The sequence below is a fragment of the Rahnella sikkimica genome, from assembly GCF_002951615.1.
Taxonomy (GTDB): Bacteria; Pseudomonadota; Gammaproteobacteria; order Enterobacterales; family Enterobacteriaceae; genus Rahnella; species Rahnella sikkimica.
Genome location: NZ_CP019062.1, coordinates 4115902 through 4139446, shown reverse-complemented (window position 1 = coordinate 4139446; position 23545 = coordinate 4115902). Strand labels below are relative to the sequence as shown.

The following is a 23545-nucleotide window of genomic DNA, read 5'->3' as shown; positions in this document are numbered from 1 at the left end:
TATGGCAAAATTAATCGCAGAGAATCTGGCCAAGGCTTACAAAGGCCGCAAGGTCGTTGAAGATGTCAGCCTGAATGTCAATTCGGGAGAAATCGTCGGATTGCTGGGGCCGAACGGGGCGGGTAAAACCACCACCTTCTACATGGTCGTCGGGATTGTGCAGCGTGATGCTGGCCGTATCATCGTGGACGATGAAGACATCAGTCTTCTGCCATTGCATACCCGTGCCCGTCGCGGTATTGGCTATCTTCCGCAGGAAGCCTCCATCTTCCGCCGTCTGAGCGTGTTTGATAACCTGATGGCGGTGTTACAGATCCGTGACGATCTGAACAAAGAACAGCGTAACGACCGTGCCAATGAGTTAATGGAAGAGTTCCATATTTCCCATTTGCGCGATAACCTCGGTCAGTCCTTGTCCGGGGGTGAACGACGTCGTGTTGAAATTGCCCGCGCACTGGCAGCGAACCCTAAGTTTATCCTGCTGGATGAACCGTTTGCCGGGGTTGACCCGATTTCCGTCATCGACATCAAAAAAATCATTGAGCATTTGCGTGACAGCGGCCTTGGCGTCCTGATCACCGATCACAACGTTCGCGAAACGCTCGACGTTTGTGAGCGTGCCTACATCGTCAGTCAGGGCAAATTGATCGCCCACGGCACGCCAGCCGACATTCTTGCTGATGAACAGGTTAAACGCGTTTATCTGGGTGAAGAATTCCGTCTGTGATCTGTGCCGCCGGAACCGTGCCCGTTTCGACGTAAAGTCTGACGGGCGGTCTCTGACAGAAGTTACTCAGTGTGTAATCAACGGAAATAAAACCAAGATATGAAGCAAGGTTTGCAACTCAGACTCAGCCAACAACTGGCAATGACTCCTCAGTTACAACAGGCCATCCGCCTGTTGCAACTGTCCACGCTTGAGCTCCAACAGGAGATCCAACTCGCGCTGGAGAGCAACCCTCTGCTGGAACAAACTGACCTGCACGAAGAAATTGATGCGGTAGAAACCCCGGACAGCGAAGGGTTAGACACCCGCGAAGCCCTCGAGCAAAAAGACATGCCCGAAGAGTTGCCGCTGGACGCCACCTGGGACGAGATTTATACCGCAGGCACGCCTTCCGGTACCGGCAACGATTACAGCGACGATGAGCTGCCGATTTATCAGGGCGAAACCACCCAGACGCTTCAGGATTACCTGATGTGGCAGGTTGAACTGACGCCGTTTACTGATACTGATGCCGCGATCGCAACGTCTATTGTCGATGCCGTAGATGATACCGGCTACCTGACCATTTCCCTTGACGACATCCTCGAAAGCATCGGTGACGACAACGTCAGCATGGACGAAGTGGAAGCCGTTCTCAAACGCGTTCAGCGTTTTGACCCGGTCGGTGTGGCGGCGCGCGACCTGCGTGACTGCCTGCTGATCCAGCTTTCCCAGTACGCCACAGACACCCCTTTCATCACCGAAGCTCGGCTGATTATCAGCGAACATCTGGATTTGCTGGCGAACCATGATTTCCGCGCACTTATGCGTTCAACCCGGCTAAAAGAAGATACACTGAAAGGAGCGATGCTCCTGATTCAGTCTCTTGATCCGCGTCCGGGCCAGTCAATCAACACCGGTGAATCCGAATACGTGATCCCCGATGTGCTGGTGCGTAAAGTGTCTGGTGTCTGGACCGTTGAATTGAACTCTGACAGCATTCCGCGTTTGAAGATCAACCAGCAATACGCCGCGATGGGCAATTCCGCACGCAGCGACAGCGACGGACAATTTATCCGCAGCAATTTGCAGGAAGCCAAATGGCTGATCAAAAGCCTGGAAAGCCGAAACGATACGCTGCTGAAAGTGACGCGCTGCATCGTTGAACAACAGCAGGCGTTCTTTGAGTCAGGTGACGAATTTATGAAACCCATGGTGTTGGCCGATATCGCCAGCGCCGTGGAAATGCATGAATCGACGATTTCACGCGTAACGACGCAGAAGTTCCTGCACAGCCCGCGTGGCATTTTCGAGCTGAAGTATTTTTTCTCCAGCCATGTCAGTACAGACAGCGGCGGCGAGGCATCGTCAACCGCGATCCGGGCGCTGGTGAAGAAATTAATCGCAGCGGAGAATCCTGTAAAACCGCTCAGTGACAGTAAGTTAGCCACCCTGCTTTCCGATCAGGGGATCATGGTGGCGCGCAGGACTGTCGCCAAATACCGAGAGTCTTTGTCCATCCCGCCCTCAAACCAACGTAAACAGTTAGTTTGACCTCAACAGAGAAGGAAGACATTATGCAGCTCAACATTACCGGACACCACATTGAGATCACGGATCCCCTGAGAGAATTCATCACGTCGAAGCTGGCCAAGCTTGAGCAGTATTTCGACCGGATAAATCAGGTGTATGTGGTGTTGAGCGTTGAAAAGGTGCAGAAAGTAGCGGAAGCCACTTTGCATGTGAACGGAGGCGAGTTGCATGCCACCTCGGAACATCAGGATATGTACGCGGCAATTGACGGCCTGGTTGATAAACTGGCCCGTCAGCTGAACAAGCACAAAGACAAACTGAAACAGCACTGACATTCATGTAGCCAACCCTGTGCTACAAACCTTCGGGCATCGGCTTGTGACCTTCGGGAAACGAGCCGATATAGCTTTAAGGGTGAAACAGCGCAAAAGTGAAAGATGACATGATTAACGATACTGCATTGCAATTAACGTCGGTGCTTAATGCCGAATGCACCAAAAGCGGCGTTCATTGCGCCAGCAAAAAACGCGCTCTGGAAATCATCAGCGAACTGGCGGCCAAACAATTAAATTTGTCACCGCAGGTGATTTTTGACGCCATTTTGACCCGTGAACGCATGGGCAGCACCGGGATCGGTGCCGGGATCGCCATTCCGCACGGAAAGCTGGAAGAAGACACTTTACGTGCCGTCGGGGTGTTCATTCAGCTTGAACAGCCGATCGCTTTTGACGCTATTGATAATCAGCCTGTGGATTTGCTTTTTGCCTTGCTGGTTCCGGCAGATCAATGTAAAACCCATTTACATACCCTGTCTTTAGTCGCCAAGAAACTGGCGGATAAAGGGGTATGTCGTCGTCTGCGCGGAGCGCAAAGTGACGAAGAACTGTTCCAGATAATGACTGAAAACGAATAAATTACTGATTCCCGGTTGCGCACCGGGAAAATGAATTCTGAATGCCAGGGGAGTGACACCATGGTGCTGATGATTGTCAGCGGCCGTTCCGGTTCCGGGAAGTCGGTTGCCCTTAGGGCATTGGAAGACATGGGTTTTTACTGTGTGGATAACCTGCCTGTGGTGTTATTGCCGCAGCTTGCCCAGACCCTTGTTGAACGCAATACGTCTGCGGCCGTCAGCATTGACGTTCGTAACATGCCAGAAACACCGGAAGTTTATGAGCATGCGATGTCACAGCTACCGGAAAGCTTTTCGCCACAACTGCTGTTCCTCGACGCTGATCGCAATACCCTGATCCGCCGTTACAGCGACACCCGTCGTCTGCACCCGCTTTCCAGCAAGAACCTGTCCCTTGAAAGTGCAATCGATGAAGAAGCCGATTTGCTGGAGCCTTTGCGCTCTGCCGCCGATCTGATCATCGACACCTCCGAGATGTCCGTTCACGAACTGGCTGAAATGCTGCGTACACGCCTGCTGGGCAAACGCGAACGTGAACTGACCATGGTCTTTGAATCCTTTGGTTTTAAACACGGTATTCCGATTGATGCGGATTACGTTTTCGACGTGCGTTTCCTGCCGAACCCCCACTGGGATCCGAAACTGCGTCCGATGACCGGCCTCGATAAACCGGTTGCTGCGTTCCTCGACCGTCATACCGAAGTGCATAACTTTATCTACCAGACGCGCAGCTACCTTGAACAATGGCTGCCCGCGCTGGAAACCAATAACCGCAGCTATCTGACCGTCGCCATTGGCTGTACCGGCGGTAAGCACCGTTCGGTGTATATCGCCGAAGAGCTGGCTGACTATTTCCGTTCCCGTGGGAAGAACGTCCAGTCCCGCCATCGCACGCTGGAAAAACGCAAATCATGACGGTTAAACAAACGGTAGAAATCAAAAACCGGTTAGGGATGCATGCCCGTCCGGCGATGAAGTTATTTGAACTGGTGCAGAGCTTTGAGTCAGAAGTGATGCTGCGCAACGGCACAGGCATTGAAGCGGAAGCCAGCAGCGTGATTGCCCTGCTGATGCTCGATTCCCCGAAAGGCCAGCAGATTGAAATCGAAGCCACCGGCCCCGACGAAGAACAGGCGCTGACCGCCGTCGTTAATCTCATCAACTCCGGTTTCGACGAGGATTAATCCCCGTCATATTTCAAGTTGCAGGTGCGTTGGCTGCGCTCAGTCACCCGAATCACTTACTCGTGTAAGCTCATCGGGACTCCTTCGTTTGCCGCCTTCCTGCAACTCGAACTATTTCGGGGATAAGTAAGATTTTAAATTCGTGAAAGGCAATCGATCGCAATCGCCTTGAAGCTTTCAAAATTCTCACTGCTCAGCAGACGACTCATCGAACGCTCCCGCACAAACGTCACGAACAAATCGTAAATCGCCATCGCCTCTTCGTAATCCGCCTTGCTGATCGCCAGCAGGAAAATCACGTGCGCCGTTTCTCCTTCACCCCAGGCAATGCCCTGCGGCGATAACAGTGTGATCACCACGGTTTTCTTCGCCAGCAAACCGAGCGAATGCGGCAACGCAATCCCTTCGCCCAGCATGGTCGAAACAATCTCCTCGCGCTCCACCACCGACGGGTAAAACGCCTGATCGACATAGCCTTCCGCTTCAAGCTGTGAACAGACGTGGCGGAAAAGTGCTGCCTGCGTCATCGGTTCATTGACGATCATGAAGTGTTTTTCGTCGAAGAATTTTTCCAGCATATAAGGCCGGGTGCGATCGACCAGCACCAGTTTGCCGAGCTGCTCCATCTGGTATTCCGTCGGGAACGGCGACAACACCACCACCGGCTTATTCTTTTCGGTGATGCGGGCGTTGGAGATAATAAAATCTTCGTCAATGTGTTCCAGCTTCTCGTAATCGCGCAGCGACACAATCTGCTTCATCACCAGTTGCGGATATTTACGATTAATCTGCGCCTGAATCATGCGGAGGGTCGAATTGCCGGTATCGCAAACCAGCATGACCTGCGGATGTCGCTGGTAGCCGATGTTGTAATGCCGCTCCAGCCCGACGCCGATGTGCAGCACCAGAAAACCGATTTCATTTTCGCTCAGCGTGTACGGCGTGTATTTTCCCCAACTTGAAACCGCCGCCAGCGTGACGTCATACGCCATCGGGTAATGTTGTTTGATATTACCCAGCAGCGGATTGGGGATATTAATCTGGTATTTCACCCGCGTAATCATGGTTTTGATGTGCGTCAGCAGATCCGCACGCAACTGCTTATCGCCCTGCAAATCATAGTTATAGTGCGAGTTGATGTACGAAAGAATGTAATCGACCAGCGACTCATCGTCGTCAGCGTTGATGTCCGTCGGCAAAATTTTCTGCACGCGTCGCGCGGCAATATTCACCCGCAGATACGCCTCTTCCGACGCCGGGATTTCCTTCCCGACCAGATTTTTCAGCTCCGCCGCCAGCCGCACAGAAACCTGCTTCACCGCCGGATCACCGTCTTCGGCATCAAAATCCGTCAGCGGATAACCACCGGCAATGCGTTTGATGGCCACGGCGCAATAGAGAATCAGGTACTGCTCACCTTCATCCGTCAGCTGAATGGAAGACTGCGTCAGCAACTGATGCATAAAACGCGTCAGCGGGACTAACGCTTCCGGCTCGAGACTTTCGGCTTTCAGCAACGGATTGGTCTGTTCCTCGGCATCCAGCTGAAACAGTAAATCAGTCAGACAGGCACGGATCGCCAGCTCAGCGCCGAACAGTTTCATGCCGTAGCGCGGTTTGGTTTCGATATTCAGGTGATAGCGCGTCAGATGCTCCCTCACCTCAGCCATATCATTTTGCAGGGTTCCCCGGCTGACAAACCATTCATCAGCCAGATCTTCCAGCTTTAATGAAAAAGCTGAGGTCAAAAAGCGGATCAGCAACGTCTTAACCCGTTCTGCGGCAGTGCGCGGCGTCGGGTTCGGTTTTCGTTGTGTTGATTGCTGTAACGACGAAAACAGCGCTGCATCATCAATGCGCAGCTGATATCCGCTGCCCCGGCTGTGGACAAACGTCGCGCCGTAACCCGCAATGATTTCATTCAGCGCAGTGATGTCCGCCCGCACCGTTCTTGTCGATACCGCCAGACGTTTTGCCAGCTCATCCTGAGGCAGGGTTTCGGTCTGGAGCGCGTCGAAAAGTTGCGCCAGCCGTTGATTGGGAAATCTCACCATTGTTCTTCCTGAAAGACCGGAGCCAGTAACGGGCACTGATCAGTGCCCGGCAAAGTGTTAGCTTATTAATTCATTCAGTGAATGATATTACAATCATCAAAAATTATACCGGAAGGTTAAAATCCTTCAGCCAATCAGCTTTTTGACGCTGGCCAGCAGGGCTTTCACATCTTCAGGACGGGTATTGCCGGTCGCGTTGTCGATAACAGAGCTGTAGATATGCGGGATGATTTTGGTCACGCCAGCGGCCAGCGCGATTTCCATAATCGGCTCGAAGTTATCCAGATCGATACCGCCGGTCGGCTCCAGCCAGAAATCCTGTTCTGCACAGGCACGCGCCACGGCAGCAAATTCCTCACGGGTTTTCAGGCCACCCATCGGGAAATATTTCACCGAGCTGCCGCCCATGTCTTTGAGCAGCGCAATCGCGGTTTCCACCGGCACAATCGCGTCACTGGCCGCGGCGCTCAGCGGACCGGTGTTAATTTTGACGAAACCGACTTTGCCGGTCGGCGAAATCAGGCCGTTGACCACGCTGTCGTTTTGACCGAGCAGCGCACGGCTGGTGCCGACGCCGGTGAAGACCTGATTCACATGCTGGGGCTGAACCTGCTGTGAAATCTGGCTGACCATCAGCGACTGACGCGGATCGCCCGCGCCCAGACCGACGGACAGCGCGTTTTCGATAAGCGCGGCATATTCCTTCATGTCGGCGACGGCGCTTGCGACATCCGCGTAGTTTTTGGAAAGCACACCGACCAGCACATGCCCTTCTGCGGCGTCGTAGATATCACGGGCGTTGTCTTTTGACCCTGCCAGCACGTTCAGGCAGACGCGGTCACGGTAGAAGTTTGGGGTCAGCTTCATGCTTTCTCTCCACTGAAAAGTTGTTTGAAACGGTCGGCGACGATGGCGAGCTGCGGCGGCGTCACGCTGCGCACGTCAACTTCAATCTTGCCTTCGTTGGCGCGGTAGCCACGGAAGTAAATGGCGATATCGCCGTTTTTCATGGCGTCCACGATGGCTTTGGTTTTCCAGCCCAGAACCGCTTCATCGAAAGTGATTTCGGTACGGGCGATATCGCGCCCGGCACTGTCCCAGACCACACGGCCGGTCACACCATTGATTTCATTGAGGCTGGCGATAAATGGTGTCATTTTGTCGACCATTTCCTGCCCGGTGGTTTTCGGCAGCGTGATGTAACTTTCAATCGCCTGCGTCAGCCCGAGAATGCCTTCTTTACCGACTTTCATCGCACGGCCGATGCCGCCGGATTGCAGTTTCACCCATTCGACAACCTGTTTTTTGCCCAGTACCAGACCGCTGGTCGGGCCTTCGATGGCTTTCGCGCCGCTGTAAATCACCAAATCTGCGCCCATTTCGTAATAACAGGTCAGGTCTTCTTCGGCCGCCGCATCCACAATCAGCGGCAGATTATGTTCGCGGGCTACCGTCGCGGCCTCTTCCACGGACAGAATGCTTTTCTGCACGGAATGGTGGGATTTGATGTACAAAATGGCCGCGGTGCGGGGCGTAATGCAGGCCGCAAGCTGCGCCGCAGAGCATTCGTTGGCATAACCGGCTTCCACCACTTTGCCGCCGCCCATCGTCACCATCGTGGCAACAGGTGCGCCATAGTTTACGTTGTGACCTTTGGGCAGCACGATGTCGTGAGGGATTTCCAGCGGCGCGGCGTGCAGGTTTTCCAGCAGCCAGGCGTCATCTTTCACAATCACCGCCGCGACCGACTGTGCAATGCCGGCGGACGCGCAGGACACTACCACCGCGTCTTCGACATTCAGCAATTTAGCGATGTAGGCACCGGTTTTGTTCACCAGATCCTTCATCTCGAAATAATGATTCAGGCCGGTATTCACTACCGCCGCCACTTCTTCGCGCGGCGTGGAAACCCCGAGCGCCGTCATACGGCCGGATGCGTTAATAACCTGTTTCAGCTGATATTTTTCATACAAAGATTGTTCAGAAGACATGAGCAGATTTCCCTTCTTCGGTTAACAGAGTGACACCCGCGACCACGGCGGCCAGAGGTACCAGCAAGCTTTCGCCCTTCACGGACTGACCTTCGGAATCGACAAATACCTGTGGCACAAAACGCTGTTCAAACAGCGTCAGGTCGGCGTCAGCGCCCACTTCCAGCCGCCCTTTTGCAGGCAGGCGCAAAGCATCGGCGGCATGAGAGGTCACGCAATCAATCACTTGCGTCAGCGTCATGCCCACGCTAAAGAATTTGGACATCACCGTCGCCAGGCTGTGAACCGGCCCGCTCATGCGGTTGCGGCAGTAAATATCGGAACTGATGGTGTGGGGCAAAATGCCCTGTCTGATGGCGAGTTCCGCCACTTCAAAACTGAAACTGGCGGTGCCGTGCCCGACATCGAGCAGCACGCCACGGCTCAGCGCGCGTTTAATCGAATCGCGCAGTACGCCTTCCGGTGACAGGATCCGGTTCGGTTTGCCGTTATAGCAGTGCGTGATGATGTCGCCGGACGTCAGCAAGTCCGCGATTTCATCGAGATTTGGCGGGTTGTTCCCGATATGAACCATCAGCGGTAAATCATTATTTTCCTGCTGAATTTCTTTCGCGCGAACCAGCGGTTTAATGCCGTTCTGACCGACGACGCTGCTGCTCATGCGCGCTTTAATCCCGATGATAAAACCGGGGTTGCGCGCAATAGCGTCACGCACGCCAACTTTGTCGATCTGCGCCATATCGGCCAGTTCGTTCTGCGTAACAATGCCGGTGCGGGCGATATTCAGAAACGCAAAGACGTTGGTTTTCGCCTCGCGGGTCATCTTATAAAAATCGTCGACGTCATTTGCACCGGTGCTTCCGGCATCAGCCACAGTGGTGACACCGCAGGCCACGCCGATCAGGTCAGCGTCGTCATGATAAATCGGCGATTTTGGGTAACAGTGAACGTGGGAGTCGATCCAACCGGCGCTGGCGTAAACCTTGCCCTGAAGGTCGAGTGTCTGGCGGGCGGTGGCATCGGATGCCAGTGTGCCGATGGCGGCGAACTTGCCGCCCTGAATTGCAATATCAGTCAGGCTGCCGTCTGTGCTTTTTGCCTGTCGGATGATTAAGTCATACATACGACGTTCTCCATAATCTCAGGCGTCAGAGACATCCTGACGCCTGATTACTGCTGTCTTATTGAAGTACTTACAGTGATACCGGGAAGATCGCGCCCAGCACCATCGCACCGAGAATGGCACCGCCGGTGATAGGTTTCTGCCACAGGTAGAAGCCCAGCGCGCCAAGCAGTGAACCCAGGCCGATTGGAATCGACGCGGCCATCGCGGAGAGGATAATCAACGGCCCGAGGAAACGACCGGAGGCGTTACCCGCGCCCATCATCACATCCGCCCCGTAGGTGGAGTTGCTCTGATTGATGGTGAATTTACGCGCCAGAATGATGATGTAACCCACCGCTAATCCGAGGATCAGGCCGGTCACCAGCGAGGCGGCAAAGTTCGCCACCGGGAAGATAATCCCCGCGCCGAGCAACAGAGCCGGAACGCCCAGACCAATACCGGTCTGGATCGCGCCGCCGATATCCAGAATACCGACCAGCGAACCTTCGATAATGCGGGCAAACAGGAAACTGGCACCGAAGGCCGCAACCGCGCCATACACGCCGGTATCCATGCCTGCACGCAGCATCGAAACAAACGCCACTTCGTTAAAAGCACCAATGCCGTACAGGTAATACATGTGCGTCCCGGCAAAAACGCCTGAGGACAGCAGACCGACGAAGATCGGGAACGACCACTCTGCGTACCAGAAACCACGTTTGGCTTGTTCTTCCATTGTCATGCTCCCTTACTTGCCGCTGAGTGAGTTGTGAATGCCGTTCAGCCACGCAGGAACATCCAGCATGAAAGACTGCAACAGTTTGACGTCGAAACCACGGAAGAAGCCGCTGAGCGCGAACAGCGCGATAATCGCAGCCATCATCACTTTGGTGACGCGGTTCCAGCCGCTTTCCTCAACGCCTTTCCCGATCAGAATACCCAACACCAGACCCGGCACGGCGTTACCCATGATCATCTGCGCCAGACCACCGAAAATGGTGGCCCAGAAACCGGAACGACGTCCTGCATCGATTGCCGCCAGCCAGAAAATCACCGGCATCACGGTGTTCACCAGCAGGTTAGCCGCAGGCACCAGCACTTTAATCGCCGTCACCTGTAAAGCCGCAGGTACCGCAGACGCGGTGGTATTCAGGAATGCCACCACAATCATGCCGATGATGCCGCCCGCAATCGCCATCTTGCGCGGGTCGTGCAGGGTTTCAGCCACATTGCGGTTTTTGAACATCAGGGCAGCGGTCGCCCAGTGAGGGATGATGCGGTGGTCGACGTCCTGTGTGAAAGAACCCGCCGCAACGGAAGAAGCCCAGGCGTTAAAAAAGAAGCCCAGACCAAATGAGAAATGCGAAGCCGGATCGCCTTCACAGGAATTTAATTCCCCAAGAGTACGAAAAGCCCCCATCCCTTGCACGGTAGGCGCGTGGAACATACGTGCAGCACCTGCACCTACCCCCACACCAACCAGTCCGCCGATAATAAGCGACTTAAATAAAATAATTAAAAACATCAGTATATCCTTGTCATTTATAGCTAACGTTTTTATTTCGTGACAAAAACTACCTGTTCCGTATTAATAACAGTCAGGTTGACGGTAATGTCTAACGCCACGTAATAACTCTTTTTTTCCCTGGCCAGAAAAAAGAACAGAAACTTTTCTCTTTTAACTGATTCCTCGGCCGTAATAACCTTGACGTCCTGCGGTTCGATGCGCAGCAAGACATTATTGGCCGAAGATTTGAGAACCGTCCTCTGAACCTGACTCAGTGCGGAAGAAAAGGCGGCAGCCTTATTTTCGCCCTTTCCTTCAACCCGAACTGTCGTGGTTAATTGTTGCTTCATTACGCCTGACCATACTTCTTGTTATAAGCTTCAACCAGCCGCTGACCCAGTTCTTCTTTATCCATAAATCCAAACCCTAATACCAGATAGCCTTCGTTAATTGCCGTTACACCTTCATCCACTGAACGCATTCCGTACTTCGCTTTATATCCGTATTTGTTTTGTGCGGTAATCGCACCGGCGCCGCCGCTGCCGCAGAAGGAAATACCAAAGGTCGCGCCTTCTGCTTTCATCACGTCGCCGAGTTTCATATCGGCTGCCATGCCTGGGACAACAATGGCTCTTCCGCCAGCCGCTTCCACGCCTGCTGCCACTTTCTGGCCTTTGCCTAAACGGTCGCCGATCACAACTAATACTTGTCCCATAATTGACATCTCCAGTTTGGTTAATGCGTTAAAATAAAAAATGAGGATTATTTCGGTTCGTTGTCTCTTGCAACTTCAAAATGCACCGAGAGTAAATACGCTTCCTCAATCGGTAAATTCCCGAACCAGCTGACCACTTCTTCGGCCATTTGCATGGATTCATCCGAGATTTCGTCAAATAAATCTTTTTCGACTTCAGGCAATGGCTCACCGCTCATTGAGCGTAATACCATGGCTTTAACGTGTGACGTTAACATCTGCAACTGAACATCTGTGGTGGTGATATTCTTCGCACCTTGCATCAATTGAATTTCTTTCAATACTTGCTCTGTTATCGCCGGAGCGTCTTCCAACCCTGCCTGCCCGATACTTTTTACCGATGCGGTTCCGTTATTCACTCGCGGTTACCTCTCTCCTTGCCTGACTTTCTATTTTCAGCCGTTTATTTCGTCTGTCTTTACCCTAACCCTGGAGAGATTTCCTGTGTAGTGGGTCTTTTTCCAGTTCGAAGTGGAAATACGGTGAGCTAAGCAGATCGCATTCGCAAAACGAAAAGTTAAGTCGTCATATCACTGAGTATTGCCGTCTGTAGCAGCGTATTTCACTGGTAATCGGATTTTTAGCAATGCGGATTATTTCCCTAACAACGCTTTCATTTACCGGAAAGAATGCCTAGTATCAAAGAACACATGCAGAACACTGACACCCCCGCGCTTACCCGCGGGGGTGTTGTTTTTTGCCTACTGGCACCCCACTCGCATGAAGCGGGTGATGCAAAAGGAACCATGGAGAATGTTATGAGTAAACCGACACTGATCATCAGCGAACTTGACGCAGAACGCCTGGATAGACTGCTGGCGCAACCGGCTTTTGCCAGCAGCCCGGTGGCCGACGCACTGAATGAAGAGTTAGATCGCGCAGAGATTTTGCCGCCCGAACAAATCCCGGCCGACGTGGTAACGATGAACAGCAAGGTTCGCTTTACAGAAGGTAAAGAAGGCGAAGAGCACATTCGTACGCTGGTCTATCCTGCGGCGCTGAAAGACAGCAACGAACAGCTTTCCGTGATGGCCCCGCTCGGCGCGGCCCTGTTGGGCCTGCGCGTCGGCGGCAGCATTACGTGGGAAATGCCCGGCGGCGGTGAAAGTGTGGTGAATGTGCTGGAGTTGCTGTATCAGCCGGAGGCAGCCGGGGAATTACGGCGTTAATTTGCAGAGGCCGCTGCAATGGCGGCTTTTACTGTCAACCTTGGGTTACCACCTAACCTGGCTTTAAGGTCAAGGTCGTGGGTTGCCACCCACACTGGCTTTAAGAGGCGCCTATCGCCGCGCCTCTTAAAAATCTCCGGCTCTTTCACTGCGCGCTGTCGCTGGGTCGACGGACATGATCTGCCGCATTGGTGAGTGGCGCGAAATCTTGCCGCTGCGCGGTGCCTTCCTTGAGGGCTTCGAGCCTTGTGGTCTCGAACCCTCGGTCAGCAAGATTTCTGAGCGCGCCATCCAACCTATTCAAAAGGCAAAACCAATCTGCATTTGAATTTAGAGTAGCCAGTGGCCGCTTTCAAAAATCACGCCGGAAGGAGAGATGAAAAAACGCGTATCTTTACGCGCGGTTTGTAATCCGACGCGAGGGAACCGCGCAGCGGCGGGATTTTGCGGCACTAACTGCGGCCACTGAAACATAGCCAGCCAGCGGTAGCGCGCAGTAAAAAAGCGAGGAGAGTGCAGAGAGGAAAAGCACTTTCCTCTCTGCTCGGTTTCGGCGCGAAAGGCCATGTGATAACCGTTATTGAGAAACCGAAATTTTCTCAAATCTGTTTTTAAAGCCGCTTTAGCAGCGGCCCCTGCTATTTAAACTTCTTGTGGTTCTCATTACGCGTCGCCTTAAACCCTTCGGCTTCTTTCTTCGCTTCATCTACCTTGCCGGCTTTCGCCAAAGCCGATGCCGAATCAATCTGACCAATAAGCGTATCCAGCCCTTTGCGGTAATCCTGGATCTCAGGGCTGTCCGGCGCTTTGCCTTTCAGCTTCGGCGGTGTGGCTTTTTTCGCATCTTCCGCTGCCGCTTTCATGTTCGCCAGGCTGGTCGTCAGTTCTGCCTGATCGCTGGTTTTCAGCACTTTGCTGTAGTTATCCGCAATCGTGTCCATGTCCGTTTCTAAATCGGCGGCCAGAACCGCAGTACTGCTTCCTAACAGGGCGATTACCGCCAACGCCATCAGTTGTTTGCGCATATTCTTTTCTCTCTATTGTTTTTTATTTGTTAGTTAAAACGACATTGCTTGTAAGGCTTTATAAAAATAGGCTGAGCGAGAAGAAAACGGGATGAATTTTTGTAAAGAAAGGTTGTAAAGAAGGAAGCAGCGATCGGGCGATCGCTGCTTTTTGGGAAGAATTATTCGCCGGCGATTTTCATCGCAGGCAACAGCACGGAGCCGCACTGGATATTGCTGCGGGTTTCAATATCGCTGCCGATGGCAACCATATTGCGCCACATGTCTTTCAGATTACCGGCGATGGTGATTTCGCTCACCGGATACTGGATCTCGCCATTCTCGACCCAGAAACCGGCCGCGCCGCGGGAATAGTCACCGGTCACGCCACTGACGCCCTGGCCCATCAGTTCGGTCACGACCAGACCTTTGTCGAGCTTACGCAGCATACCGGCAAAGTCGTCACCCTGACCGGCGATACGCCAGTTGTGGATGCCGCCCGCATGGCCGGTAGTTTGCAGACCGAGCTTACGCGCGGAATAACAGGTCATCAGCCAGCTTTGCAGCACGCCGTCTTTGACGATATCACGGCGTTCGGTGCGGACACCTTCGCTGTCGAACGGTGTCGAAGCCAGACCTTGCAACAAATGCGGATGTTCTTCGATGGTCAGCCATTCCGGCAGGATTTGCTTGCCGAGGCTGTCGAGCAGGAATGACGATTTACGGTAAATACTGCCGCCGCTGATCGCACCGACAAGATGCCCGAACAGACCGGTTGCCACTTCAGAAGCGAACAGAACCGGTGACTGCATGGTCGGTAATTTACGCGGAGCCAGACGCGACAACGTGCGGCGCGCACACTCTTCGCCGACCCATTCCGGGTCTTTCAGATCGCTCATTTTACGGGCGATGGAATAGGCGTAATCGCGTTCCATATCACCTTTATGCTCCGCGATAACCGAAGCGGAAATGGAGTGACGCGTCGAACAATAGCTCTGCAACATGCCCTGGCTGTTGCCGAAAACGCGGATGCCGTAGTGGCTGTTAAAACTGCCGCCTTCAGTATTGGTGATGCGTTTATCTGCTTTAAGCGCGGCCTGTTCAGCGCGGGCGGCCAGCTCGATACAGCGATCCGGATCCAGCTCTTCCGGATGGAAAAGATCCAGATCAGGCGCATCGAAGGCCAGCATTTCTTTATCCGCTACGCCCGCGAACGGATCCGGTGACGTATAACGGGCGATATCCAGCGCAGCCTGCACGGTGCGGGAAATCGCATCCGGGCTTAAATCGGTGGAAGACGCACTGCCCTTGCGGTTCTGATAATACACAGTGATGCCTAACGCGCCATCGCTGTTGAATTCTACGTTCTCAACTTCGCCAAAACGCGTGCTGACGCCGATTCCGGTGGTTTTGCTGACCGCAACTTCCGCGGCGTCTGAGCCTGCTTTCGCCAGCTCCAGTGCCTGTGAGACGGCCTGTTCCAGGGTTTTACGCTGCTGCGCAACTTGATTGACTACGTTCATCGGCATGCCATCGCTTATGAGATAAAAGGGATTGTTCAACACTGAATTATGAAAACGAATACCGTTGAGTCTAACAGAGACTCGCCATAATTTCGCTTTCAGTCCGACAGTGTTAAACCGAAGTTGCAACAGAATATAGAGGACTGTGGCATAATGCGGCCGAAGCAATAAAGCACAATCAAACTGACAGGATTACCTCGTTAAGAGGAAGCGCCCATGACAAAGAAAATTGACGACTGGCACGACGACGTTCCGGATAACAACGCGAACGAAGAAGATGATGAGATCATCTGGGTCAGTAAAAGTGAAATCAAACGTGACGCCGAGGCGCTGAAAGATCTCGGTGCAGAAATGGTTGATCTGGGTAATAACTCGCTCGACAAATTGCCGCTGGACGAAGATCTGCGCGCTGCCATTAATCTGGCGCAGAAGATCAAGAAAGAAGGCCGCCGTCGCCAGATGCAACTGATCGGTAAAATGCTGCGTTCCCGTGACGTTGAGCCGATCCAGACCGCGCTGGATAAACTGAAAAACCGCCACAACCAGCAGGTTTCGCTGTTCCATAAACTGGAAATTCTGCGTGACCGTCTGGTTGAAGAAGGCGACGATGTCATCCCTTCCGTTTTAGATCTTTATCCGGAAGCTGACCGTCAGCAACTTCGCGCGCTGATCCGCAACGCGCAAAAAGAGAAAGCGGCGAACAAGCCGCCGAAATCTTACCGCCAGATTTTCCAGTATCTGCGCGAACTGGCTGAAGGCCAGGACTAAAAGAACAAAAACCCGCCATTTGCTCAACAGACAACGGCGGGTTTTTTCTTTTTAACCTTTTGCTTTCGCGGCCGGTTTCTCCAGCAGGTTCAGGCGCAACTCGCCTTCCAGTTCTTCCTCAGCCTCTTCAAACAGCAGGATCAGCGCACCAAAGCGCCGTTTGCGGCTGGCATTCAGATTTAAGAAATCAATTTCAACCGGCAGCGCGATCCCGCCAGTTACCTCGTCCCAGAGTGCATCCAGATTCGCGCCGAATTCGTCACTCAGTTCAAACTGACGCACAAACTCGCCGTAGAATGCGGGTAAATCCGGGATGTGATTAAAATCGAAGCTCACTTTTTTCATCGACATTACTCCACCCGAACAAAATTCTGATAATGGTTACGGCTGACATAAATCAGTCCGTCGCTGGCAAACAGCACGCGATCTGCACCGCGACGTCCGCAGCGATAGTTGATATCTGCTTCACGCCATACCCGTTTGTCGGCCGCCGGTAAGCGCCCTTCCCGGTTCGAGAAACGATCCCCGCCGATGGCTTTTCCCGGCAAGACGTCGCACAGATTTCCCGCACGCGCATCCCAGCCCGCTTCCCGCGCCTTTTTCTTGGTGATGTAGTAGTCAGGCAGTCTGTGATTTTGGCGCAAATAGCTGACTACCGTTTGCTCGTCGGTACCGGAAACGATTGTGCCCTGATTGTATGTCGATTTTGCGACAACGTGCCCGGCAACACCGGCCAGCCCCAGAATTACGGCGGCGATCATGATCAGGTTTCGTGAAAAAGAGCGCAAACGCAGCCCGTTAAGAATCTTCATTGGCGTCCTTTAAGCTTTGCCAGAAAAGGAGTTTCTACCGTTTATTGTTGACTAAAAGGCGCTTTCTGAAAAGCCGCCTGACAGGTTTCCTAAAACAGTGAACAGAAACAAGTATAGCGGCTTGAGCGCAAGCGTCTCTCAGACAGCACTGAGAGACACAGGTCGCAAAACTGAATGTCATACGTTCACAATCGAACGGGTGCTCCGTAAACTGTTTGCCACTGGGCTCATTTTAAAAAGGAAGAAGGTATGTCGACGCGGCAAAAAATGAATATCGGCGAACTGTATACGGACATGGGCGAAGGGCTTCCGGAGGAGCGCCGCGCCGGGAAAGAGCGGGTCTATGATTACAACCTGACCCGCCCGTCAGAAGAGGAAAAACGCCAGCGGATGCTCAAAGACATGATGGGCAGCATTGGCGAAAACGGCTGGATTGAGCCGCCGCTTCGCGTGGCTTATGGCACACATATTCATATCGGCAAAAACTTCTACGCGAACTTCAATCTCACGGTGGTGGATGACGCGACAGTGACCATTGGCGATAACGTGATGATTGCGCCGAACGTTACGCTGGCGACCGCCGGGCACCCGATCCATCCTGAAATCCGCATCACCGGACAGCAATTCTCACGCCCGGTGGTCATCGAAGATAACGTCTGGCTGGGCGCGGGCGTGATTGTGAATCCGGGCGTCACCATCGGCCGCAACAGCGTGATTGGCGCAGGCAGCGTGGTCACGAAATCCATTCCGCCAGATGTTGTGGCGGCGGGCGTGCCGTGCCGGGTTTTGCGCGAGATCACAGCTGAAGATCGCGAAGCGTTCTCAAAATAAAACGTCTGAAAGCAAAAAGTAAAAAGGCCGGTGCAGGGTTAAATGCACCGGCCTTTTGCCACACTCAATAAACTCAGGCGAGGAATGAATGCTGATAGCGATGGAGTAATTCGGTCAGACGCCGCACCGGTTCGGTGACTTTTGGCGGCGCCTCATACTCGGCCAGTTTTTCCTGATATTCGGCCAGCTCTTTCAGCAGTCGCTGGTAATAATAGGTGCGTTTACCTTCGCCCGATGACACCACATGATCGGCCGTATTACGGATCCTCTTGTGGAATGCGGAAAGCTCATCGTTAACCGGCACTTCTGCCTGCTTCATGCGCTGATGCGCAATAATCAGCTGCAACGCCAGACGGTATTTGCCGATGTCATCCGGGAACATCACCAGCAGCTGATTAAGCTGATGATAAAGCGCCGGAAGATGATTCTCACGACGGCGATAAGCCTTGGTGGTTAATGCCGAAACCGCGCTGCTCATGAAGCGGTTGAGCAACGTGCGGCCGGTCTTCTCACGGGATTTATCGCGAATAATCAACAACACCGCCATCGCAATAACCGTACCGATCGCCTGCCCCAGGGCGTTATCGAGAAACGACGTCACGTTGAATTTCATCGGATTACTGAGCACCAGAATATTGATGGTGCCCGCCAGCAAACCGAGCATACCGAGACGGCGTTTCGTGACTTCGATACCGATAAAGAAGGTGAAAATCCCCAGCATCAGACACAGCAGGAACAGACTCTGCTGCGTCGCGGGCATGATCAGCATAAACATCATCGAGCCGACCGGGATCGCCAGCAGCATGCCGACGATAAAGTCCATCGCCATGCCTTTCGGGTTCGGGGTTCGCATTGCCAGTGACGTCACCACAGCGATAATAATCACGCAGCCGCTGGCCGACGTCCAGCCGGTCCACAACCACATCAGGCAACCAATCGCCGTCGCCGTAAAGGTTCGCAAACCGTTGACCATTGCATGATGGCGTTCGGCAGAAACCGGACGCACCACCACTTCGCCATCCAGCACACCGCTTTCAACGGTGCTGATACTGCTGTTGGTCTGCACGCCTTTCACCAGCAACAATGCGCGGGTGCCTGCGCCAGCCCAGGCGCTGACGGTCATCAGCACGTTATCGCTGTGCATACCGGCAATCACCTGACGCAGCTGTTTCAACCGGCGGTGAACGTCGCCGACGCTTTCGGCAGGCTCGTCAAACAGGGCTTTCAGCTCCGGAGATAACCGCTCCGGCGACGCTTGCATAATCAGGTACGTTTCACAGGCCTGCGTAATCATACTCAGCGACGTGCTGTGCAAGGCTTTCAGACGCCGGTTACATCGCTGCCAGCGCGACGATTCCATCATCAGGCTGCCGCGCATTCCGTTCAGCGCCGTGGTGCTTTTCACCAGATTATTCCACGACTTGTCGATATCTTCTTTCGAGCCGTCATTCACACAAATTCGCATCAGCGCGAACTGATCCAACATCAGCTGGCTAACGGCGCGGTCGATATCTTTTTTGATTGAGCGTGGAGAAAACAGAAGGTCTGCGACGATTGCACAGCAAATCCCCAGAACGATTTCACTGCAACGCTCAACGGCAAACTGCGGCGTTTGCAGCGGCGAACTGGCGGAGGTCACGACAATAATCAGCGCGGTATACCCGGCAAGCCCGAGTGCGTAGGAGTTTTCGATGCGCACCAGTGAAGACCACCAGGTACAAACACCCGCCCAGATACAGCACAGTAGCAACATGACGACCGGCGCGCGCGCAGTGGTAATCACAATCACCAGCGCCGCAATACAACCGATAAATGTCCCGATAACACGCAGAAAACCACGGTGACGGATAGCACCGGCAAAAGGTTCACCGCCCGCCGCCAGTGCCGGTCCGGACGTCACAATGGCCGCCGTCATGGCCGACCAGCGTGGCGTTTCGAGTTGCAGATAGAAACCGAGCACCAGCGCGCCAAGAATGGCAAATGTCAGCTTGCACGCAAACCGTACGCGCGGAATAAGTACGCTATTCATCTTTCCGGCCTTAACCAAACTCTCTCAGGCGATGCAGGAGGCGAAGGAACGGAGTGCCTTCATCTTGTTTACGGTCATGACTGCCGGTGATTACGACGGTGGCCGTTGTCCCCGCCGGGTACGGATGCTGCTGGTCTTTATCGTCGAGCACGATTTTAACCGGCACGCGCTGCGCCAGACGCACCCATTCCAGATTGCTGTCGATCGTTGCCAGACCGTTGGTCGCCGCCGAAGACGAACTGTTGGTGACCGCTGCCGCGACGCTGTCTACCGTGCCGTGCATAATGCGGTTACTGCCCAACGGGGTAATTTCCGCGCGGTCGCCTTTTTTCAGGCCCGGCAATTTGGTTTCTTCCAGATACGCCAGAATGTAGAAGGAGTTTTTCTTCACCAGCGCAACCGCGGTAGAGCCACGGTTAATGTAGTTCCCCGGATGCACTGTGAGGTTGGTGACCCAGCCATCAGCCGGTGCGACAACCACGGTACGCTCCAGATCCAGTACCGCCAGATCACGCGCGGCCTGCGCTTTTGCCAGCTGATGTTGCGCGGTTTGCAGGACGTTATTCGCCTGATCGATTTCTTCCTGCGACATTGCCTGAACGCCCAGTTTCACACGGCGTCCGGCTTCGCGTTTTTTCTCGGCGGCCAGCGCCTGATAGTACGCGACGTCAGCGCTCGCTTCGTCCAGCGCCTGCTGATAGCGCGGCTGGTCGATTTTGAACAGCACCTGACCTTTAGTGACCAGCTGGTTATCAGTTACCGGCACGTCAGTGATTAAACCGGTCACATCCGGCGCAATCGACACAACGTCAGCGGTGAATTTGGCATCACGGGTCCACGGAGATTCCGTATAGAACGCCCAGGCTTTGAAAATTGCGATGACAGCCAGAACGACAAGAATTAGCGTAATTGCATAACGTATTATTTTTATGGAGAAATTTTTCACAACGGCCTCAGACGAACAAGCGGGAGATCAGGTAAAAAAGACAGCAATACAATGCTGTGTTAAACAACGCCGGGTGCCAGACAAAGTCATAAATACCCGTCGGTTGTAATACCCGCCGAAGCAGGAAAAACACCACCAGTGCCAGCAGTATTTCAAAAAACACCGGAGGAAACGACAATCCGAAAATCACCATTACCGGAAGCAAACTCATCAAAAATTCCTTACATTATTACCAGCAGCAGTGACGGCGGGCAGATCTGGTCGCCTCGCGCACGCATTATTCATTATTTTAGGCAATGCCACGCGTCCCCGGAGATAAATAATTCACTGGGTCGTGCTTAATGAAACTGTGGGGTTGCCAGGGAAGTGTGCGAAGGTAAGCATTGATTCAGGAAATCAGAAACCTGAGTTTTATCGCCCGGACGAGTATATTAGCGTGCTTATTATCAAGTAATCAACGTTCTGTGATCTAAATCACTTTTAAGCCAGAGTTAACAATGGACCGATTAAAACGCATGTCGATATTCGCTCAGGTCGTGGAAAGCGGTTCTTTTACCGCCGCAGCGCGACGCCTCGACATGAGCGTGTCCGCTATTAGCCAGACTGTTTCTAAGCTGGAAAATGACCTACAAATCAAATTACTAAACCGCAGCACCCGCAGTATCGGCCTGACAGAGGCCGGGAAGCTTTACTATCAGGGATGCCGGAAAATGCTGCACGACGTGCGTGAAGTGCATGAACAATTGTATGCCTTCAACAACACCCCGACCGGCACGTTGCGCATCGGCAGTTCATCGACAATGGCACAAAATGTTCTTGCTGCCATGACCGCCGAAATGCTGACCGAATACCCCGGCCTGACGGTGAATCTGGTGACCGGCATTCCTGCACCGGATCTGATTGCCGACGGCCTGGACGTGGTGATCCGCGTCGGTGCGTTACAGGATTCCAGTCTGTTCTCCACGCGGTTAGGTTCCATGCCGATGGTGGTGTGTGCGGCGCGCAACTATCTGGCGCAACACGGCACGCCGGAAAAGCCTGCCGACATGGTGAATTTTTCGTGGCTGGAGTACAGCGTCCGCCCGGACAGCGAGTTTGAACTGATCGCGCCGGAAGGTATTTCCACGCGTATCACGCCGCAAGGGCGCTTCGTCACCAATGATTCGCAGACCATGATCCGCTGGCTGAAAGCCGGTGTCGGCATAGCATACGTGCCGCTGATGTGGGTGATTGAAGAGATCAATGCCGGCGACGTGGAGATCCTTTTCAGAAGCTACCAGTCCGACCCGCGCCCCGTGTACGCACTGTATACCGAAAAAGATAAACTCCCGCTGAAAGTGCAGGTGTGTCTGGATTACCTGACCGATTACTTCAAACGGGTCAGCAAGGTGTATCAGGGATACCGGCAGGGCAAGAAAGTGACGCAGTGGAATTGAGCGAAGTTCCTGCCTCTGAGTGGTCCGAATAACGGATGAAATATTCGCACCACTAAATCGCCATAATTTTCCGAACCGATTAAATAAACAGCTGACCTCACCTGTTTATCAAAATCCCAATGAAACGCCAACACACTAAACATAGCACCACACAGGGATTGTAAACAAAAAAATGATTTCCCTTGGTACCATTACCTAGATTACCTCAGTCTCACACTCATTAGCTTTATAGATAACATATAATAACCCACCTACAGGCTAATATATCTCCCCTCTTGAGAAACATTTTTATATCCAGATAGACCAAATAAATACCCCCGACTTTGAAATAATTAAAACTGTGGACGCAATCTAAAGCAAAATATTTCATGAGAAAATATATAAAAAAAATAAAATAAAAGCACTATAAATTTTATCATCAGCGTCAGTATTACCTTGAATTATAGCTTCTATTTTATCATCTGCACCCTCTCCCGCACCAATGCCTGGTTTTTTATTCATGACGGTATTTTTATAAATCATTACCCACAAATAACACCTCCAGTTAGTTAACAAACATTCATCAATGAAAACCAAGTGCACCCTATATATTTAACATACGCTTTGATAACGACATATTTTAGTTGTATTGCAATGGAAATTTGCAGCTTTTACCTTCGGCACTAAGATTAACCTCAATAACAAAAAATCCAATAAATTCCCCTCAAAAAATACAAAATCACATTACGATTCAGAATATTTTATCTTTAAACAAAAACATGATGAAGTATTTTAAGCACGTACCGGTCAGACTTAAAAACCATGTCATTCATCTTGCATTGATATGGAATGTATTTAATTAGGGATTTTCAGAGCATGCGTAACCGGATCTAAAACCAATTTCTTCTGTGTATCGACAGTGTAATAATATAATTTGTACACCCCATTTTCTTTACGATAAACAAATAATTCAAAGTAGTAATCTTTTTCATATTCTGTTTGATAAGTCAGAGAGACATCCTTATCACTGTTGATAGTGCTATTTAATAGCACCCCTCCTTTATACATGCCAATGTCAGAAATTTCATTTTTGAGAAAGCCAGAGAAATCACCTTCAGAAATAGAATTTCTCAAACTATCTGAAGAACCAATGTAAATAGCTTTAAATTCTTTTTTGTTATATGATTCTCTAAACTCACCCACATTATTAGTTACATCACTGCGTGATTTACTATCACATCCAACAAGTAAAAGCATAAACATTAAAAAATTAAAAACACGCATCTAGCCTCCGGTTAAAT

Annotated in this window: 30 protein-coding genes; 11 read left to right on the top strand and 19 right to left on the bottom strand. The window is 52.3% G+C overall.

All coding sequences use genetic code 11. From position 1 onward, the window contains the following. Position 1: 1 nt before the first annotated feature. From lptB to npr, 6 genes are all read left to right on the top strand, one after another. A complete protein-coding gene (lptB, locus tag BV494_RS19105) occupies positions 2 to 727 on the top strand; it encodes an LPS export ABC transporter ATP-binding protein (RefSeq protein WP_104924258.1) in 726 nt (241 codons plus the stop codon). A 99-nt stretch (positions 728 to 826) separates the two neighbouring features. Next, the gene (gene rpoN, locus BV494_RS19100) at positions 827 to 2260 is read left to right on the top strand and encodes an RNA polymerase factor sigma-54 (protein WP_104924257.1); all 1434 of its coding nucleotides are present in this window, start codon (positions 827 to 829) and stop codon (positions 2258 to 2260) included. A gap of 23 nt (positions 2261 to 2283) precedes the next feature. Then, positions 2284 to 2571, top strand: a complete 288-nt coding sequence (hpf, locus tag BV494_RS19095; protein WP_013577259.1) for a ribosome hibernation promoting factor — start codon at positions 2284 to 2286, stop codon at positions 2569 to 2571. A gap of 98 nt (positions 2572 to 2669) precedes the next feature. Then, positions 2670 to 3152: a PTS IIA-like nitrogen regulatory protein PtsN gene (ptsN, locus tag BV494_RS19090; protein ID WP_192938034.1), complete on the top strand. Its 483-nt coding sequence runs from the start codon at positions 2670 to 2672 to the stop codon at positions 3150 to 3152. A 60-nt stretch (positions 3153 to 3212) separates the two neighbouring features. Next, entirely contained in the window at positions 3213 to 4067 is an 855-nt protein-coding gene (gene rapZ, locus BV494_RS19085) for an RNase adapter RapZ (RefSeq protein ID WP_104924256.1), read from the top strand. After that, on the top strand, positions 4064 to 4336 hold the full coding sequence (gene npr, locus BV494_RS19080) for a PTS phosphocarrier protein NPr (protein ID WP_056776243.1): 273 nt from the start codon (positions 4064 to 4066) through the stop codon (positions 4334 to 4336). The genes rapZ and npr overlap by 4 nt, the downstream gene beginning before the upstream one ends. Before the next feature lie 134 nt (positions 4337 to 4470). Here npr and BV494_RS19075 read toward each other — a convergent pair whose 3' ends face one another. The 9 genes from BV494_RS19075 to BV494_RS19035 form a co-directional block, all read right to left on the bottom strand. Then, complete coding sequence (locus BV494_RS19075) at positions 4471 to 6390, bottom strand: BglG family transcription antiterminator (RefSeq protein ID WP_104924255.1); 1920 nt, start codon at positions 6388 to 6390, stop codon at positions 4471 to 4473. A gap of 126 nt (positions 6391 to 6516) precedes the next feature. Beyond that, positions 6517 to 7257 carry a 2-dehydro-3-deoxy-phosphogluconate aldolase gene (gene dagF, locus BV494_RS19070; protein WP_104924254.1) on the bottom strand — a complete coding sequence of 247 codons (741 nt, stop codon included), beginning with the start codon at positions 7255 to 7257 and terminating at the stop codon, positions 6517 to 6519. After that, positions 7254 to 8381 (bottom strand): DgaE family pyridoxal phosphate-dependent ammonia lyase, encoded by a 1128-nt coding sequence (locus BV494_RS19065; RefSeq protein ID WP_104924253.1) that lies wholly within the window; start codon positions 8379 to 8381, stop codon positions 7254 to 7256. The genes dagF and BV494_RS19065 overlap by 4 nt, the downstream gene beginning before the upstream one ends. Further along, positions 8371 to 9504: an amidohydrolase/deacetylase family metallohydrolase gene (locus tag BV494_RS19060; RefSeq protein WP_104924252.1), complete on the bottom strand. Its 1134-nt coding sequence runs from the start codon at positions 9502 to 9504 to the stop codon at positions 8371 to 8373. The genes BV494_RS19065 and BV494_RS19060 overlap by 11 nt, the downstream gene beginning before the upstream one ends. A 70-nt stretch (positions 9505 to 9574) precedes the next feature. Further along, complete coding sequence (locus BV494_RS19055) at positions 9575 to 10222, bottom strand: DUF4310 family protein (protein WP_104924251.1); 648 nt, start codon at positions 10220 to 10222, stop codon at positions 9575 to 9577. A 12-nt stretch (positions 10223 to 10234) separates the two neighbouring features. Further along, positions 10235 to 11011 carry a DUF4311 domain-containing protein gene (locus BV494_RS19050; protein ID WP_104924250.1) on the bottom strand — a complete coding sequence of 259 codons (777 nt, stop codon included), beginning with the start codon at positions 11009 to 11011 and terminating at the stop codon, positions 10235 to 10237. 32 nt (positions 11012 to 11043) lie between these two features. Beyond that, positions 11044 to 11343, bottom strand: a complete 300-nt coding sequence (locus BV494_RS19045; protein ID WP_104924249.1) for a DUF4312 family protein — start codon at positions 11341 to 11343, stop codon at positions 11044 to 11046. Further along, positions 11343 to 11708: an SFCGS family glycine-rich protein gene (locus BV494_RS19040; protein ID WP_104924248.1), complete on the bottom strand. Its 366-nt coding sequence runs from the start codon at positions 11706 to 11708 to the stop codon at positions 11343 to 11345. The genes BV494_RS19045 and BV494_RS19040 overlap by 1 nt, the downstream gene beginning before the upstream one ends. Before the next feature lie 47 nt (positions 11709 to 11755). Further along, positions 11756 to 12106 carry a PRD domain-containing protein gene (locus BV494_RS19035; protein WP_104924247.1) on the bottom strand — a complete coding sequence of 117 codons (351 nt, stop codon included), beginning with the start codon at positions 12104 to 12106 and terminating at the stop codon, positions 11756 to 11758. 399 nt (positions 12107 to 12505) lie between these two features. Here BV494_RS19035 and rnk point away from each other — a divergent pair, with 399 nt between their 5' ends. Both rnk and BV494_RS25905 read left to right on the top strand, forming a co-directional pair. Further along, positions 12506 to 12916, top strand: a complete 411-nt coding sequence (gene rnk, locus BV494_RS19030; protein WP_104924246.1) for a nucleoside diphosphate kinase regulator — start codon at positions 12506 to 12508, stop codon at positions 12914 to 12916. Between the two features lie 175 nt (positions 12917 to 13091). After that, complete coding sequence (locus BV494_RS25905) at positions 13092 to 13244, top strand: hypothetical protein (RefSeq protein ID WP_192938033.1); 153 nt, start codon at positions 13092 to 13094, stop codon at positions 13242 to 13244. Positions 13245 to 13246: 2 nt separating this feature from the next. On the opposite strand, the gene BV494_RS25900 is transcribed toward BV494_RS25905, so the two are convergent. The 3 genes from BV494_RS25900 to pmbA all read right to left on the bottom strand — a co-directional run bounded on the left by BV494_RS25900 (position 13247) and on the right by pmbA (position 15443). Beyond that, positions 13247 to 13483: a hypothetical protein gene (locus BV494_RS25900; protein ID WP_192938032.1), complete on the bottom strand. Its 237-nt coding sequence runs from the start codon at positions 13481 to 13483 to the stop codon at positions 13247 to 13249. 71 nt (positions 13484 to 13554) lie between these two features. Next, positions 13555 to 13941, bottom strand: a complete 387-nt coding sequence (gene cybC / locus BV494_RS19025; RefSeq protein WP_104924245.1) for a cytochrome b562 — start codon at positions 13939 to 13941, stop codon at positions 13555 to 13557. A 161-nt stretch (positions 13942 to 14102) separates the two neighbouring features. After that, positions 14103 to 15443, bottom strand: coding sequence for a metalloprotease PmbA (gene pmbA / locus BV494_RS19020; protein ID WP_104924845.1), 1341 nt, complete (start codon positions 15441 to 15443; stop codon positions 14103 to 14105). Between the two features lie 216 nt (positions 15444 to 15659). Between pmbA and yjgA the strand changes: the two genes are divergently transcribed. Further along, positions 15660 to 16211, top strand: a complete 552-nt coding sequence (gene yjgA / locus BV494_RS19015; protein ID WP_104924244.1) for a ribosome biogenesis factor YjgA — start codon at positions 15660 to 15662, stop codon at positions 16209 to 16211. Between the two features lie 51 nt (positions 16212 to 16262). On the opposite strand, the gene BV494_RS19010 is transcribed toward yjgA, so the two are convergent. After that, complete coding sequence (locus tag BV494_RS19010; RefSeq protein WP_104924243.1) at positions 16263 to 16556, bottom strand: barstar family protein; 294 nt, start codon at positions 16554 to 16556, stop codon at positions 16263 to 16265. A gap of 5 nt (positions 16557 to 16561) precedes the next feature. Then, positions 16562 to 17023, bottom strand: a complete 462-nt coding sequence (locus tag BV494_RS19005; RefSeq protein WP_104924242.1) for a ribonuclease domain-containing protein — start codon at positions 17021 to 17023, stop codon at positions 16562 to 16564. A gap of 249 nt (positions 17024 to 17272) precedes the next feature. Here BV494_RS19005 and BV494_RS19000 point away from each other — a divergent pair, with 249 nt between their 5' ends. Beyond that, positions 17273 to 17854, top strand: coding sequence for a maltose acetyltransferase domain-containing protein (locus BV494_RS19000; protein ID WP_104924241.1), 582 nt, complete (start codon positions 17273 to 17275; stop codon positions 17852 to 17854). A gap of 73 nt (positions 17855 to 17927) precedes the next feature. Here BV494_RS19000 and aaeB read toward each other — a convergent pair whose 3' ends face one another. The 3 genes from aaeB to aaeX are packed head-to-tail and all read right to left on the bottom strand — an operon-like array spanning position 17928 to position 21040. Next, positions 17928 to 19883, bottom strand: coding sequence for a p-hydroxybenzoic acid efflux pump subunit AaeB (aaeB, locus tag BV494_RS18995; protein ID WP_104924240.1), 1956 nt, complete (start codon positions 19881 to 19883; stop codon positions 17928 to 17930). Between the two features lie 10 nt (positions 19884 to 19893). After that, positions 19894 to 20829: a p-hydroxybenzoic acid efflux pump subunit AaeA gene (gene aaeA / locus BV494_RS18990; protein WP_104924239.1), complete on the bottom strand. Its 936-nt coding sequence runs from the start codon at positions 20827 to 20829 to the stop codon at positions 19894 to 19896. Positions 20830 to 20836: 7 nt separating this feature from the next. Beyond that, the gene (gene aaeX, locus BV494_RS18985) at positions 20837 to 21040 is read right to left on the bottom strand and encodes a p-hydroxybenzoic acid efflux pump operon protein AaeX (protein WP_104924238.1); all 204 of its coding nucleotides are present in this window, start codon (positions 21038 to 21040) and stop codon (positions 20837 to 20839) included. A 286-nt stretch (positions 21041 to 21326) separates the two neighbouring features. Between aaeX and aaeR the strand changes: the two genes are divergently transcribed. Next, on the top strand, positions 21327 to 22265 hold the full coding sequence (gene aaeR, locus BV494_RS18980) for an HTH-type transcriptional activator AaeR (RefSeq protein ID WP_104924237.1): 939 nt from the start codon (positions 21327 to 21329) through the stop codon (positions 22263 to 22265). A 366-nt stretch (positions 22266 to 22631) separates the two neighbouring features. Here the strand turns inward: aaeR and BV494_RS26285 are convergent, their stop codons facing one another. Together BV494_RS26285 and BV494_RS18975 are read right to left on the bottom strand one after the other, a co-directional pair. Beyond that, the gene (locus tag BV494_RS26285; protein ID WP_255414933.1) at positions 22632 to 22766 is read right to left on the bottom strand and encodes a hypothetical protein; all 135 of its coding nucleotides are present in this window, start codon (positions 22764 to 22766) and stop codon (positions 22632 to 22634) included. 333 nt (positions 22767 to 23099) lie between these two features. Further along, positions 23100 to 23528 carry a hypothetical protein gene (locus tag BV494_RS18975; protein WP_104924236.1) on the bottom strand — a complete coding sequence of 143 codons (429 nt, stop codon included), beginning with the start codon at positions 23526 to 23528 and terminating at the stop codon, positions 23100 to 23102. Positions 23529 to 23545 lie beyond the last annotated feature (17 nt).